We start from the raw sequence: 14,865 nt of genomic DNA, 5'->3' as shown, positions 1-14,865 counted from the left end.
TCAGAGGTTCGTCGGGGCGGTGGCGCCTCGGGCGGCGGCGACCAGCCGCCCGGTCTCGGCGGCCACCGCCTCGTCGTCGACGGGCGTGCCCGGGTCGTAGCGGACCGTCCAGGTCAACCCGTCCACGCCGGGGACCCGGCGGGCGGCGATCCGGCCGGCACCACCCGGCACCGGGTGGTGCGCGGTGAAGGCGACCGAGCGGGTGACCCGCGTCCGCACCTGGTGCGGCAGGTCACCCGGGTCGAGCAGCAGGTAGGTCTCGGCCGGGCAGTCGGCGACGACCAGGTAATCGTCCCGCTCGGCGACCCGCTCGGCCGGGGTTACGGTGAGCTCGCGGCCGGACCAGACCGCCTTGAGGATGTCGTGCCAGCCGATCCGGTGCCCCCGGCCGGGCAGCCAGAGCCCGAGGTTGCTGGCGACCACCACGCCGTCGCCGCCCCCGTCACCGGCGGCGGCCCAGGCGAGCACCCGCTCCTCGGCGGCCAGCGGCGGCCGGTGGGCGGGCGGCAGCTTCGGCTTGCGGTTGAACAGCCCCATCACAGTCCTCCGGCGGCCTGCTCGCGCAGCGCCCGCGCGTGCTGTTCCAGCGAGAGCAGCTCCCCGAAGAGGCCGAAGTATTCGTCCTTGTTGCTCACCGGGTTGATCCGCTGGATCTTCGACTTGAGGTCCTTGATCCGGCCGGTCACCGAGCCCCACTGGAGGCGGGCCATGGTGACCGAGACGTAGCGAGGGTCGGGCTCGCCGTCGATGCGCAGCGGCTCGACGGCCAGCTCGCCGACCAGCGCCTGCGCGGCCAGGTCGTCGCAGGCGTCCCGGACCTGCTCGATCCAGACCGCCCCGCCGGTCGCCGCCGCCACCCCGCCGGCCGCGGCGATCGCCGCCCGGACCGCCACGTGAACCGGGTGCCGATATTCACCCGCCTCCACCGCGTCGAACATCGGGCCGGCCAGCACCGGCTCCTGGAGGGCGAGCTTCAGCGCCTCCCGTTCGACGATTGCGCGCGGGCTATCGACAGCAGGAAGAGGACGTTGCGCTACCGGCGCGGCTCCGGTCCCAGATCGTTCTGCAGCGCCTCGCTCGCTTCTTGCTACAGCACGGCTCACGTCCTCAGGCTCAAGTCCTAGGTAGCCCGCCAGCTCGCGGTAATAGTGGATTCGTCGGTCCTGCCGCTTGATCTTTGCCACGAGGGGAGCAGTGGCGTCCAGCGCTCGCAGTCGACCTTCCACGCTGTCGAGATCAAACTTGCTAGCGTGCGAGCGAAGCGCATACGAGACCAATGGCTCCCGCCTTGCTACCAGGTCGCGCACGGCCAGGTCGCCCTTAGCCAGTCGTAGTTCGCAGGGATCCATGTTGTCTGGGCTGATTGCAATGTAGGTCTGCGCCATGAAGCGCCCGTCATCACCAAAGGCGCGCAGTGCCGCTTTTTGCCCTGCGGCATCGCCATCAAAGGTGAAAATGACCTCTTCCATGGCCGTGAAGTCGTCGAATAGCAGCCGGCGAAGCACGCCGATGTGGTCGCCACCGAACGCAGTACCGCACGTCGCTACGGCCGTCGATATGCCGGCCAGGTGGCAGGCCATCACATCGGTGTACCCCTCGACCACGACCACCTTTCGTTGCTTGGCGATCTCCCGCTTGGCCTGGTCGATGCCGTAGAGGACGTGGGACTTCTTGTAGATCGGCGTCTCGGGGGTGTTCAGGTACTTCGGGCCGTCGTCGTCGTCGAACAGCTTGCGGGCGCCGAAGCCGATGACGTCACCGGTGAGGTCGCGGATCGGCCAGAGCAGCCGCCGGCGGAACCGGTCGATCAGCGTGCCCGAACGGGACGGGCGGGACAGCCCGGCGGTGACCAGCTCGTCGTGGCTGAAGCCCTGCTGCCGCAGGTGCTTCGTGAGCAGGTCCCAGGCGTCGGGGGCGAAGCCGCAGCCGTACCGCTCGGCGGCGGCCCGGTCGAAGCCCCGCTGGGCCAGGAACTCCCGGGCGGGACGGGCCCCGGCCGTGGTGAGCTGGGCGCGGTAGAACTCCACGGCGGCGGCGTGCGCGGCGACCAGTCGCTGCCGCTGCCCCTGCTGTGGGCGGGTACGCGGGGCCGACCGGTCGTCTTCGATATAGCGGAGCTGGATGCCGGCGCGGGCGGCGAGCCGCTCGACGGACTCGACGAAGCTCAGGTGCTCGGCGTCCATCAGGAACTTGATCGCGTCGCCGCCGGCCCCGCAGCCGAAGCAGTACCAGACGTTGCGGGCGGGCGAGACGTTGAACGACGGGCTCTTCTCGTCGTGGAACGGGCACAGGCCCTTGAGGTTGCCGCCGCCGGCGGACTTCAGCGTGACCGTGTCGGAGATGACCTCGGCGATGGAGGTGCGCTCGCGGACCAGCGCGATGTCCTCGTCCCGGATCCGCCCCGCCATCTCCGCCACCTCCTCGGCGTACATCCTGCCCTGCCGGACCGACGATCCGGCGGTCGGGGGGACGGCGTGTGGCGGACACCGCCGCGCCGGTCCGGTGGACCGGCGCGGCGGTCAGGCGGTACGGCCCGCGTCGCTGGTCGCGCCCCCGATCCGGGGGAACGGCTCGATCGAGAAGACCACCTCGACCGACACCTCGAAGTAGGCCGCGATCCGCAGCGCCAGGTGCAGGCTGGGCCGGAACTCGCCCCGCTCCAGGTAGCCGACCGTCTGGTAGTGCACGCCCAGCGCGTCGGCGAGCTGTCGGCGGGAGATGCCCCGCTCGGCCCGCAGCACCGCGATCCGGTTGTACACGGTCTCACTCATCGACGCCCTCTCAACCGACCCGCTTCATGGCCCGCTCCCGCCGCGCCGCCACTCGCGAGCCGGACTCCCGACGGGCCATCCGGCGCAGCAGAGCGGGGGCGAGCAGCAACCCGCCCAGCGCCCACAAGCCCAGCACGCCGAGCGTCTCCAGCTGCCGCCAGGACCCGCCCAACTCGACGGCGGCCATCGCCTGCGGCAGCAGCGCCGAGCGCATCCCCAACCCCAGCCAGTAGATCGGGAAGGCCTGGGCGACGGCCTGGAGCCAGCCAGGGTAGCCGTTGATCGGGTAGAAGATCCCGGAGAGCGCGATGAGGCCGAAGATCGGCAGCACCACCAGGCCCATGTTCCGGGGGTTCTCGATCAGCGAGCCGATCACCGCGCCCAGCGGCAGCGTCGCCACCAGCCCGAGCGGCACCACCCAGGCCAGCGTGAGCCAGGCGCCGCCGTCGGTGAGCCGGATCCCGTCCAGGAAGAACAGCGCCGGGCTGAGTTGGAGCGCCAGCCCGATCAGCGAAATCGCCGAGAGCATGACGATCTTCCCGATCAGGTAGCCGAGCATGCCGTTCGGCGTCGCCTTGGCGCGCAGCAGGGTGCCGTCCTCCCGGTCGACGATGAGCTGCTGGGCCAGGCCGAGCAGGCCGCCGAAAGCCAGCCCCATGCCGAGGGCGCTGGGCAGCGTACGCGCGCCGAGCGAGAAGGTGGTGCCGGGCACGGTGGCATCGCGCATGAAGAACAGCGTGACCAGCAGGATCACTGTCGGGAAGAAGTAGTTCCACAGGTCCTGGGCGTTGGTGAAGGTGTTGCGCAGCTCGATCACGCCGCGCTGGATGCCGGCCCGGACGGCCACGCTGGTCGGGCTCATGCCGCCACCCCGCTCCGCTCGGCGCCGGCATGCGGCACCACGGCGCTGTGCTGATGATTCGCTCGCTGACGCTCGCTCACCGGTCGCTCCCCTGCTGCCACACCCGGGCGGCCGTGCCGGCCCGGGCCCCGGATTCCTCTTCGTAGACCAGTGCCATGTACGCGTCCTCCAGGCTGGCCCGGCGCACCTCCAGCTCCTGCACCGTGTCGCCGTACTGCCGGAGCAGGTCCCGGACGTAGCCGGTGGCGTCGGCCGCGGTGTCCACGAAGCGCTCCCCGTTCCGGGTCCAGCGGATCTCCGCGTCGCCGGCGACCCGGCGGGCCAGCTCGTCGGGCGAGCCGTCGGCGATGATCCGACCACCGGTCAGGATGAGGATCCGGTCGGCGAGCTTCTCCGCCTCGTCCAGGTCGTGTGTGGTGAGCAGGATCGTCGTCTCGTCCAGGTCGGCGAGGCGATGCACCAGCTCGTGGAACTCGCGCCGGGCGGCCGGGTCGAAGCCGACCGTTGGCTCGTCCAGGAAGAGCAGCTCCGGGCGGCCCACGATGCCGACCGCCACGTCGAGCCGGCGGCGCTGGCCGCCGGAGAGCTGCTGCACCCGCTTGCCCGCGTGCGGGGTGAGACCCACGGTGTCCAGCAGCTCGTCGACCGGCCACGGCCGGCGGATCCGGTCGGTGGAGTAGGCGGCGTAGAAGACACCCAGGTGGGCCAGCACGTCCCGGACCCGCCACTTGCCGTGGTCGCGCCAGGACTGGAGCACCACCCCCATCCGGGCACGCCAGCGCTCGTCGCCCCGGCCGGGGTCGGCGCCGAGGACGCGGACCTCCCCGGCCGAGCGCAGCCGGAAGCCCTCCAGGATCTCGATCGTGGTGGTCTTGCCGGCGCCGTTGGGCCCGAGCAGGGCGAGCACCTCGCCGCGCCGGGCGGTGAAGTCGACCCCGTGCAGCACGTCGACGGTGCCGTACCGCATGCGCAGGTCGCGGACGTCGAGGACCAGGTCCTCGTCGGGCGGGTGTGGAGTGCTGGCGACTCCCGATAGTTCGACCGCGGTCATGACCATCCCCCGAGATTGACGGATCACTACCGCGAAATGTAGCACCTCTACTACATACCGAGGTACACCCACTCTCAGTCGGGAGCATGACAGGTCAGCGACGACTAGCGGATCTTGACTACGGTTACCTCCGCGACCGAAGGGAGGGACGCCGAATGGCCGAGGACACGGAGCTGACCATCGCGCTCGCCGAGTACGAGCACCTGCGCGAGCTGAGCCGCACGGTGCACGACCAGTCCACCGCCCGGTTCACGTTCTTCCTGGCGGTGGCATCGGGGGCGACCGCCGTGTCGGCCGGGCTGATCACCACCGGCACCTCCGACGGCCGGGTCGGCCCGGCGGTGCTGGCCGGGCTCGGAGTGCTGGTCCTGCTGCTCGGGATCTTCGTCTTCGCCCGTCAGATCGAGCTGAACGACCGGGGCCGGCGGTACGCCGTCGCCGCCACCGTGCTGCGCACGTACCTGGCCCGCCGCGCGCCCGACCTGGCCCCGTTCATCGTCATGCCGACGCTGGACGATCCGGGGCCCTTCGCGCCCGAGCCGTTCCACCGGCACTGGTTCCGCGACCTGGTCAGCCAGGCCGGCATGCTCGCGCTGGTGAACAGCGTGCTGGTCGGCCTGGCCACCACCCTGGCGGTGCTGGCCGCCGGCCCGGCCTGGCTGGCGGCATCGGTCGCGGCGCTGGTGGTCCCCGCCTCGGTCGCGGCACACCTGCGCGCGATCCGCCACCGGGTCGCCCGCTCCGCCGCACAGGTCGGCACCGTCCTGAGCACCCGCACCCTCACCCCACCCCCGCCGGAGGGCGATTGATCAGGTCGGCAGGGGGATGGATTCCTCGGCTTCGACCTGGGCGTTCCAGGCGCCCTTGGTGGAGCGCCAGCCCTCGTCGTCCATGCCGCGCCGCCAGTAGCCCGAGATGGAGAGCGCCTCCCGGGGCACCCCGCGCTCGGCCCGCAGCAGCCGGCGCAGTTCCCGGACGAAGGTGGCCTCGCCGTGGACGAAGGCGTGCACCCGGCCGGGCGGGAAGTCCAGCGCCCGGACCGCCGCCACCAGCGCCGCGCCCACCGGGCGGCCGGCGCGGTGCAGCCAGCACACCTCGACCGCGCCCGGGCTGGTCAGCGGCAGCTCGTCGGCCGGGCCCTCGACCTCGACGAAGACCTTGGCGGGCGCGCCGGCCGGCAGCCGCTCCAGGGCGGCGGCGATCGCCGGCAGCGCGCTCTCGTCGCCGGCCAGCAGGTGCCAGTCGGCCGCCGGGTCCGGGGCGTACGCCCCACCGGGGCCGGTGAAGAGCACGCGGTCGCCCGGGCGCAGCGCGGCCGCCCACGGCCCGGCCAGCCCCTCGTCGCCGTGGTGCACCACGTCGATCGTCAACTCGCCCGCCGCCGCGTCCCAGGCCCGCACCGTGTACGCCCGCAGCCGCGGCCACTGCGCGGCCGGGAACTCCCGCTTGACGGTGGCCAGATCGGTCGGGTGCGGGTAGGCCACTCCGGCCGGCGGGAAGACGAACTTGACGTAGTGGTCGGTGTAGGCGCCCACCGGCAGTCCGGCCAGCTCCTCCCCGCCCAGCACCAGCCGGATCAGGTGGGGGGTGGGCCGCTCGGTCCGTACGACCGTGGCGGCGGTGACCTTCTTGGGGCGCTCAGTCATGCTGCTTAGGCTAACCTAAGTCACCCCGGGGCTCCCACCGGTGGTCGTTCCCGCCCTGATCAGGCCACCCGGACCAGGCGGGCGTGCCAGGCGAGGGCGGCCGGGTCGGTGAGCGAGGCCACCTGGTCGATCACCACCCGCAGCCGCGCGACGTCGTCCGGCGCGTCCCGCCAGAGCGGCGCGAAGACCGGGTCGAACGCGTCCGGCGCCCGGTCGGCCAGCGCGGCGACCAGTTCGGCGAGGATCTCCCGCTGCTGCGCGTACCGGGGCCCGACGCCGGGACGACGCATCACGTAGCGCAGCGCGATGCCCTTGAGCAGCGCGCACTGTGCCCGGATGCGCCGCGGCACCACCAGGTCGGCGGCGTACCGGCGGTGTGGGCCGGGGCCGTGGCGCTCCTGCGTGGCGACCACCACGGTCGAGACGAACCGGCCGGTGAGCACGCTGGTGGTCGCCTTCAACGCGGCCAGTGCCCGGTGGCTGCCGTCGTACGCGGCCAGGGGGGCGAGCACCGGCTCGGCCAGCAGCTCGACCAGCACCCCGCCCAGGTCGTCCGCGGACTCCCCGGAGTACTCGGCCGCCACGTCGGCGCACAGTGCCCGCCGCTCGTCGGCGTCCTCCAGCAGCGGGCGCAGGCTGACGTACCCGCCGTGAATGCCGTCCTCCACGTCGTGCACCGAGTACGCCACGTCGTCGGCCCAGTCCATCACCTGCGCCTCCAGGCAGCAGCGGCCACCGGGCGGGGCACCGGCACGCAGCCAGTCGAAGACCGGGCGGTCGTCGGCGTACACGCCGAACTTGCGCCCGCCCGGGCGGCGCTCCCAGGGATACTTGCTGACCGCGTCGAGCGAGGCCCGGGTCAGGTTGAGCCCGACCGAGCGGCCGTCCGCGGCCAGCACCTTGGCCTCCAGGCGGGTCAGCACCCGCAGCGTCTGCGCGTTCCCCTCGAAGCCGCCGCAGTCGGCGGCGAGGCCGTCCAGGGCGGCCTCGCCGTTGTGCCCGAAGGGCGGGTGCCCGAGGTCGTGCGCCAGCCCGGCGGTGTCCACCACGTCCGGGTCGCAGCCGAGCCGGGCGCCCATCTCCCGGGCGATCTGCGCCACCTCCAGCGAGTGGGTCAGCCGGGTACGCAGAAAGTCGTCGGTGCCGGCGGTGTGCACCTGGGTCTTCGCGGCGAGTCGGCGGAACGCCGCCGAGTGCAGCACCCGCGCCCGGTCCCGCTCGTACGGCGACCGCCCGTACCCGGTGTCCTTGGGTGCCTCGACGACCAGGCGCGCCGCGTCGTCAGCGCCGGCGCCGGCGCTCAACCGTCATCCCCGCTGCCGCGCCACCTCTGTTCGCGACTGCGGGGCTCGCAAACCCGGCTCACTCCTCGCGCTCCTCGCGCCACCTCTGTTCGCGACTGCGGGGCTCGCAAACCCGGCTCACTCCTCGCGCTCACGCAGAACGCAGAACTCGTTGCCCTCGGGGTCGGCCAGCACCGTCCACCCGACGTCGCCCTGATCGATGTCGACGTGCCGGGCGCCCATGTCGACCAGGCGCTCCACCTCGGCCTCCTGGTCGGCCGGGCGCAGGTCGATGTGCAGCCGGTTCTTGCCCTCCTTGGGCGTGGTGACCGGGACGAAGACGATGCCGGGCAGTTCGTCCGGCGATCGACGGATCTCCACCTCGTCCGGCTTGTCGCTGATCACCTGGTATCCGAGCGCCTCGGCCCACCAGTGGGCGAGCCGGGACGGGTCATGGGCGTCGACGGTCAGGTTCTCCCAGACGCTGGTCATGCAGCCACCCTTCCTGATCGACACGTACGAGGGCGAGCTCAGGTTACGCCGGGCCGCCCCGGATGGCGCGCCGGGAGAGCCCGGAGGTGGCGCGGGGCCGCCGGCCCGGCGGACGGCGGCCCCGCGACCGGTCAGCGGGAGTCGGAGCCGGTGGTCACCACCGCCGCGCGCCCGGCCTCCAGCCGCGCCACCGGCACCCGGAACGGCGAGCAGGAGACGTAGTCGAGCCCGACCTCGTGGAAGAAGTGCACCGAGTCGGGGTCGCCGCCGTGCTCGCCGCAGACGCCGAGCTTCAGCTCCGGCCGGGCGGCCCGGCCCTCCTCGGCGGCGATCCGGACCAGCCGGCCGACGCCTTCCCGGTCGATCGACTCGAACGGCGAGATGCCGAAGATGCCCAGCTCCAGGTAGCGCCAGAAGAACGCACCCTCGACGTCGTCGCGGGAGAATCCCCAGGCCATCTGGGTCAGGTCGTTGGTGCCGAAGGAGAAGAACTGCGCCGCCTCGGCGATCTGCCCGGCGGTCAGCGCCGCCCGGGGCACCTCGATCATCGTGCCGATCAGCACCTCGACGCCGCTGTCCCCGACCACCTCCGCGATGATCTTCTCGGCCTCGGCGCGTACCGTCTCCAGCTCCTGGACCGCGCCGACCAGCGGGACCATGATCTCCGGGCAGGCCGACCCACCGGTCCGGGTGACCTCGACGGCGGCCTCGGCGATCGCACGGACCTGCATGGCGAACAGGCCGGGGATGACCAGGCCGAGCCGGACGCCGCGCAGGCCGAGCATCGGGTTCTCCTCGTGCATCCGCCGGACGGCGGCGAGCAGCGCCTCCTCCTTGGCCACGTCCTCGCCGCGCTCCTGCGCGACGGCCACGTTGACCGCGAGCTGCTCCAGCGGGGGCAGGAACTCGTGCAGCGGCGGGTCGATCAGCCGTACGGTGACCGGCAGGCCGTCCATCTCGCGGAAGATCTCGATGAAGTCCGCCCGTTGCAGCGGCAGCAGCGCGGCGAGCGCGCCCTCCCGCTCGGCGTCGGTGGCGGCGAGGATGAGGCGCTCGACCAGCTCCCGCCGGTCGCCGAGGAACATGTGCTCGGTGCGGCACAGGCCGATGCCCTCGGCGCCGAAGCGCCGCGCCCGCGCCGCGTCCGCGCCGGTGTCGGCGTTCGTCCGGACCCGCAGCCGCCGCGTGACGTCGGCGCGGCTCATGATCCGGTGTACGGCCCGCACCAGCGGGTGGTCGGTCTGCTCCGGATCGAGGGTGCCCTCGAAGTACTGCACCACCTCGGACGGCATGACCGGCACCTCGCCGAGGTAGACCTTGCCGGTGGTGCCGTCGATGGAGACGATGTCGCCCTCTCCGACGGTGTGCCCGCCGACGGTGAACTTCTTCGCCGGCACGTTCACGTCCAACTCGTCGGCGCCCGAGACGCAGGTCTTGCCCATGCCCCGGGCCACCACCGCGGCGTGGCTGGTCTTGCCGCCGCGCGAGGTGAGGATGCCCTTCGCGGCGATCATGCCGTTCAGGTCGTCCGGGTTGGTCTCCCGGCGGACCAGGATCACCGGCTCCCCCTCGGCGGCCAGCTCGACCGCCCGCGCCGAGGTGAAGACCACCTTGCCGACGGCGGCGCCCGGCGACGCGCCGATGCCCGTGGCCAGCGGCTCGAACTCGTGGTCCAGTTTGAACCGAGGGAACATCAGCTGGGCGAGCTGCGCGCCGTTGACCCGGTGCAGCGCCTCGTCCAGGTCGATCAGGCCCTCGTCGACCAGCTGTCCGGCGATGACGAACGCGGCCGCCGCGGTGCGCTTGCCGACCCGGGTCTGGAGCATCCAGAGCTTGCCGCGCTCGATGGTGAACTCGATGTCGCAGAGGTCCTTGTAGTGCTCCTCGAGCCGGGCCATGTAGTCGAGCAGCTCGTCGTAGGACTTCTTGTCGATCCGCTCCAGATCCTGCAGCGGCACGGTGTTGCGGATGCCGGCGACCACGTCCTCGCCCTGGGCGTTGGCCAGGTAGTCGCCGTAGATGCCCTGCGCACCGCTGGCGGGGTCACGGGTGAAGGCGACGCCGGTGCCGGAGTCCGGGCCGAGGTTGCCGAAGACCATGGCGACCACGTTGACCGCGGTGCCCAGGTCGGCCGGGATGCGTTCCTGCCGGCGGTAGACCACCGCGCGCTCGGCGTTCCACGACTCGAAGACCGCGCGGATGGCCAGGTCGAGCTGCTCCCGTGGCTCCTGCGGGAACTCCCGCCCGGTGTGCTTGGCGAAGATCCTCTTGTACGCCTCGACCAGCCCGCGCAGATCGTCGGCGTCCAGGTCGAGGTCGTTGTGCGTACCCTTGGCACGCTTGATCTCGTCGATGGCGTGCTCGAACTCCTCGCCCGGCACCTCGCAGACGGTCTTGCCGAACATCTGGATCAGCCGGCGGTACGAGTCCCAGGCGAAGCGGTCGTTCGCGCCGGCCTGCGCGCTGAGCCCGACCACGCTGCGGTCGTTGAGGCCGACGTTGAGGACGGTCTCCATCATGCCGGGCATGGAGTACTTGGCCCCGGAACGGACCGAGACCAGCAGCGGGTCCTCGGGGTCGCCGAGCTTGCGGCCCATCCCCCGTTCCAACGACTCCAGGTGCGCCTCGATCTGGTCGGCCAGCCCGTCCGGCTCCCGGCCGGTCGCCAGGTACGCCTTGCAGGCCTCGGTGGTGATGGTGAAGCCGGGCGGGACCGGCAGGCCGAGATTCGTCATCTCGGCGAGGTTGGCCCCCTTGCCGCCGAGCAGGTCCTTGAGATCCTTGTTGCCCTCGGCGAAGTCGTAGACGTACTTGTTGTCCACCGTCTGCTGCGCTGCCACCAGAGCCTCCCACGCGCCGGAAGTGACACTTAACGAAGGTTCAGTTCGCACATACCCCGGGACCGACCACCGGTAATCCGGCGTCGTCAGTGTTCGGTGGGCGAAGGCTAAGCGAACTTCGAGTGGCCTGGGACCGTTCGGTGACAATCGGCACAGTCGTCACCACTATCCGCGTTCGTACCCGTTGTTGGGAACGTTTCCACGCGCAGGATCACGCAATTCCGCTTCCCCTCGTACTCTTGACGGCACTGGTTTTGCTGATCCTGACCTTTGCCATATCCAGCGCAAATACACCCCGGAGCCGTCGCCGTGCCGACCATCCCCGCCGCCTCCTCCGAGACCGGTCCCGAACCGCTCGACCGGGTCGACCTCGCCACCCGGCAGCCGGCCGCCGCCGAGCTGGCCCGGACCGCCGCCCAGGCGGCCGGTGAGCTGCTCGCCCCACCCGCGCCGATGCGCCTGGGCGACGTCGTGCCCGCCCCCGAGCTGGTCGCGCCGGACCCGGCGGCCGACTTCCTGCTCACCGCGGACGCGGTGATCCGGGTCGACGCCGACCCCGCCGCCCGGGACGTCGCCGAACAGCTCGCCGCGCTGCTCCGCCCGGCGACCGGCTACCCGGTCCCGGTCACCGACTCCGACGCCCGGCGAGACGGTTCGCTCGTGCTCACCCTGTCCAACGCGACGACGTCCACCGGAGACGCCGGCGCGGCGGGCACGGCCAGCACGGCCGGCACGGCCAGCACGGCCGGCACGATCGGCGCGGCCGGCACGATCGGCGCGGACGCGCCGGCGGAGGCGCGCTCGGGTCGCACGGGCACCGCCGGGACCGGCGCCGAGGCCGCCGAGGCGCTGGGCGACGAGGGCTACCGGCTCGACGTGACCGGTACCGAGGTCCGGATCGCCGCCGCCACCGCGGCCGGCCTGTTCCACGGCGTGCAGACGCTCCGGCAGCTCCTTCCGGCGGCGGTGGAGAGCGCAACCGCGGTCGCCGAGCTCTGGGCGGTGCCCGGCGGCATGATCGTCGACCGGCCACGGTTCGCGTACCGGGGCGCGATGCTCGACGTGGCCCGCCACTTCTTCGCCGTCGACGACGTGCTGCGGGTGGTCGACCACCTGGCCCGGTACAAGCTCAACCACCTGCATCTGCACCTCACCGACGACCAGGGGTGGCGGATCGCGGTCGACGCCTGGCCGAGGCTCACCGAGGTCGGCGGGGCCACCGAGGTGGGCGGTGGATCGGGCGGCTGGTACACCAAGGACGACTACCGGCGGATCGTCCGGTACGCCGCCCGCCGCCACGTGACCGTGGTGCCGGAGATCGACCTGCCCGGGCACACCAACGCGGCGCTGGTCGCGTACCCCGAGCTGGCGCCGGGAAAGATCGCGCCACCGCAGTACACCGGCACCGAGGTCGGCTTCAGCTATGTCGACCCCGCCGACGAGCGGACGTACGACTTCGTCGCCGACGTGGTCGGCGAGGTGGCCGCGCTGACCCCCGGTCCGTGGCTGCACCTCGGCGGCGACGAGGCCTTCAAGGTCAAGGGCGAGGCGTACACCGGCTTCGTCGAGCGGGCACAGCGGATCGTCGCGGCGACCGGGAAGACCGTGATCGGCTGGCACCAGCTCGCCCCGGCCGGGCACGCCGAGGGGCGGGTGCTGCAGTGGTGGGGCACCAACGGCGACGACCCGGCCACGGCCGAGGCGGTACGCCGGGGTGCCCGGCTGATTCTCTCCCCCGCCAACCACGCCTACCTGGACATGAAGTACGCCCCGGACACCCCGATCGGGCACGACTGGGCGGGCCTGACCGACGTGCGGACGGCGTACGACTGGGACCCGCGAGCGCACCTGGCCGACGTGCCGGCGGAGACGGTGCTCGGGGTCGAGGCGCCGCTCTGGACCGAGTCGGTCACGTCGCTGGCCGAGATCGAGTTCATGCTCTTTCCGCGCCTGCCCGCCGTCGCCGAACTGGGCTGGTCGCCCAGGGCTACGCACGACTGGGACGGGTTCCGCGGGCGGCTGGCCGAGCACGGGCCCCGCTGGACGGCCGCCGGGATCGCGTACCACCGCTCGCCGGAGGTGCCGTGGCCGGCCGAGCCCGAGATCCCGGCTCCCCGTAGCGCTCCAGCTGGCTCGGCAGATCGAGAGGCAGGCGCTCGGCAGCTGTAAAGGCTCATCGTCGGCAGATCGATAGCCGGACCGCTTCGGCGACAGCCTGGCCGCGCTCCCCATCTCAGCCCTCTGGGCGGCATCACAGCAGCCGGCTTCGATCCCCGCAGAGGAAGGCGTGCAGGGCTTCGGCGGGTGAGTCGGCGACGCGCCGGGTATAGCCCGCATCCAGGCAGGTCAACACGAGCCCTGCGCTCCCTACGAATACCGAATGAATGTCGTCCCACACACCGATAGGGCAGAACTGCTGGTCGAACCTCGCCGGCCAACCGACGAACGGCACGTCCCGATAACCCTGGACCTCAGTCGGATCGACCACCAGGCTCCCCGTTCCGTCCGACCTGACCAGTTCCATGCCGCCGAACGACTCCAAGAACTGCCGGGCAACGCCGAAGAAGCCAAATCCGTCGCCGGTGATCTCCGCCGCCCAGAGGCTCACATCGACCGATCGCTCTCGATACCAACCGAGGCGCTCCAACTCGCCGGCGACACAGGTCGACACCTCGTCCAACCAGTTCGTGGCAGCCATTACAGGCCCCCCGACTGCCGCCTTGGCCTTCTCGTCACTGGACGCCGGAAAGAACTCGATGCACTCGCTCACCGACCCATCGCTGCCTTCAAGCAGTCCCCATGTGTCTTGTGATCGACCTCAGGAGCTGCTGAGAGAATTCGCTGTCCTCGTCGGGAGTAACGACGGTAACGAGGTGGTAGCCGCCCCCCACCAGGATTCCATCGTACGGCTCAAAAATTCCGATCCCGTGTTCGTACGGGTCGGCGATGAACTTGATCGGCAAGGTCGACCATGGGGCGGGTCGGTAGAGGACACCGAACGGTCCGCAGCCGTCCCCGCGCAATTCGTATCCACATTCTTCCCAATGGTCCAGCATGCCCTCGTCAACCGCCACCAGAAGATCTGCTCGATCTTCAGGAAGGTCGCTGACTTGTCCCCTCCACCTGGAGAACGAAACATGCCCGGGCGGAAGCGCCGAGAAGCGTAGGTCCGGCCACCTTACGGATAAGTCGTCCAGCAAGCTGGCAAACATTCCATTCACCGGCCCTCGGGCGACAAGCACGGTGTCATGTCCCGTGATCATCCACAACCCTTCCTTGGGCAAGGCCAGGCAGGACGAAGTGAAGACACCCGCCGCACCCCGAGAGAAGATAAAAAGATCTTGCGCCACACCGTACAGACGCATCGTTCGTCTCGCCACCGGCGAAGATCAAGAATATGCCCTGCCGTGGGGGCTCGTGCCCCGAGAACGGCGACCGTAGATCGGTCATGAGCGGTGTGCCGGGTCGAGCCGGTACGCACAGCCCATCCGGCGCCGGCTCGGAATGTACGCCGCGCGGCCGGTGTCGGGTTTGTGCCCGGGCGTCCCGTGGCCGGCGCCACCTCAGGGGCGGAATCAGGCGGGGGCCGAGGGCGTTGAACATGGCTGACCGCGCCGCAACCCCACGCCGGTCACCCGGCCCGCCAGCACGGGCCCGCCGGCCCGGCGGAATGATCCGCCACCGGCCGTCGTTACATCACCCGGACCCCGCGAGCAGATCCCCTGGATCCGCCACTGCCGGTCCGCCGGGTGAAGCCGATGGGAAATGATCCGCGGCCCCCGGTCGTTAAATCCCCCGGGACACCCGTGCAGCACGCCGGGCCGATCCCCTCCGGGTCGAGCCGGTGGAATGATCGCCGGCCCCGGTTGGTTACATCCCCGGGCCGCCCGAGCAGGCCACCCCCGATCGCCGGGCCCCCG

At 71.5% G+C, this 14,865-nt stretch carries 13 protein-coding genes; 2 read left to right on the top strand and 11 right to left on the bottom strand.

Annotated elements, in window-relative coordinates:
• The 5 genes from ACNAVT_RS13335 to ACNAVT_RS13315 form a co-directional block, all read right to left on the bottom strand.
• Positions 1 to 537, bottom strand: coding sequence for a hypothetical protein (locus ACNAVT_RS13335; protein ID WP_416296068.1), 537 nt, complete (start codon positions 535 to 537; stop codon positions 1 to 3).
• Positions 537 to 2,432: a DNA primase gene (dnaG, locus tag ACNAVT_RS13330; protein WP_416296067.1), complete on the bottom strand. Its 1,896-nt coding sequence runs from the start codon at positions 2,430 to 2,432 to the stop codon at positions 537 to 539. Before dnaG ends, ACNAVT_RS13335 begins: the two co-directional genes overlap by 1 nt.
• Before the next feature lie 87 nt (positions 2,433 to 2,519).
• The gene (locus tag ACNAVT_RS13325) at positions 2,520 to 2,771 is read right to left on the bottom strand and encodes a helix-turn-helix transcriptional regulator (RefSeq protein WP_416296065.1); all 252 of its coding nucleotides are present in this window, start codon (positions 2,769 to 2,771) and stop codon (positions 2,520 to 2,522) included.
• Positions 2,772 to 2,781: 10 nt separating this feature from the next.
• On the bottom strand, positions 2,782 to 3,633 hold the full coding sequence (locus ACNAVT_RS13320; protein ID WP_416296063.1) for an ABC transporter permease: 852 nt from the start codon (positions 3,631 to 3,633) through the stop codon (positions 2,782 to 2,784).
• A 76-nt stretch (positions 3,634 to 3,709) separates the two neighbouring features.
• On the bottom strand, positions 3,710 to 4,684 hold the full coding sequence (locus tag ACNAVT_RS13315; protein WP_416296061.1) for an ABC transporter ATP-binding protein: 975 nt from the start codon (positions 4,682 to 4,684) through the stop codon (positions 3,710 to 3,712).
• Positions 4,685 to 4,839: 155 nt separating this feature from the next.
• Here ACNAVT_RS13315 and ACNAVT_RS13310 point away from each other — a divergent pair, with 155 nt between their 5' ends.
• Positions 4,840 to 5,493 (top strand): hypothetical protein, encoded by a 654-nt coding sequence (locus ACNAVT_RS13310; RefSeq protein ID WP_416296059.1) that lies wholly within the window; start codon positions 4,840 to 4,842, stop codon positions 5,491 to 5,493.
• On the opposite strand, the gene ACNAVT_RS13305 is transcribed toward ACNAVT_RS13310, so the two are convergent.
• From ACNAVT_RS13305 to ppdK, 4 genes are all read right to left on the bottom strand, one after another.
• Positions 5,494 to 6,330 (bottom strand): siderophore-interacting protein, encoded by an 837-nt coding sequence (locus tag ACNAVT_RS13305; protein WP_416296057.1) that lies wholly within the window; start codon positions 6,328 to 6,330, stop codon positions 5,494 to 5,496.
• A 59-nt stretch (positions 6,331 to 6,389) separates the two neighbouring features.
• On the bottom strand, positions 6,390 to 7,634 hold the full coding sequence (locus tag ACNAVT_RS13300) for a deoxyguanosinetriphosphate triphosphohydrolase (protein WP_416296055.1): 1,245 nt from the start codon (positions 7,632 to 7,634) through the stop codon (positions 6,390 to 6,392).
• A gap of 117 nt (positions 7,635 to 7,751) precedes the next feature.
• A complete protein-coding gene (locus tag ACNAVT_RS13295; RefSeq protein ID WP_416296053.1) occupies positions 7,752 to 8,105 on the bottom strand; it encodes a VOC family protein in 354 nt (117 codons plus the stop codon).
• A 131-nt stretch (positions 8,106 to 8,236) separates the two neighbouring features.
• Complete coding sequence (ppdK, locus tag ACNAVT_RS13290) at positions 8,237 to 10,945, bottom strand: pyruvate, phosphate dikinase (RefSeq protein ID WP_416296052.1); 2,709 nt, start codon at positions 10,943 to 10,945, stop codon at positions 8,237 to 8,239.
• Between the two features lie 453 nt (positions 10,946 to 11,398).
• Here ppdK and ACNAVT_RS13285 point away from each other — a divergent pair, with 453 nt between their 5' ends.
• A complete protein-coding gene (locus tag ACNAVT_RS13285; RefSeq protein WP_416296445.1) occupies positions 11,399 to 13,114 on the top strand; it encodes a family 20 glycosylhydrolase in 1,716 nt (571 codons plus the stop codon).
• Between the two features lie 82 nt (positions 13,115 to 13,196).
• On the opposite strand, the gene ACNAVT_RS13280 is transcribed toward ACNAVT_RS13285, so the two are convergent.
• Both ACNAVT_RS13280 and ACNAVT_RS13275 read right to left on the bottom strand, forming a co-directional pair.
• Positions 13,197 to 13,715: an SUKH-3 domain-containing protein gene (locus tag ACNAVT_RS13280; protein ID WP_416296050.1), complete on the bottom strand. Its 519-nt coding sequence runs from the start codon at positions 13,713 to 13,715 to the stop codon at positions 13,197 to 13,199.
• Between the two features lie 16 nt (positions 13,716 to 13,731).
• Complete coding sequence (locus ACNAVT_RS13275; RefSeq protein WP_416296048.1) at positions 13,732 to 14,310, bottom strand: hypothetical protein; 579 nt, start codon at positions 14,308 to 14,310, stop codon at positions 13,732 to 13,734.
• Positions 14,311 to 14,865: the final 555 nt, after the last annotated feature.

Origin of the sequence: Micromonospora sp. SL4-19 (assembly GCF_047921475.1) — a bacterium.
GTDB lineage: Bacteria > Actinomycetota > Actinomycetes > Mycobacteriales > Micromonosporaceae > Micromonospora.
This window is presented reverse-complemented; position numbering and strand designations above follow the sequence as displayed.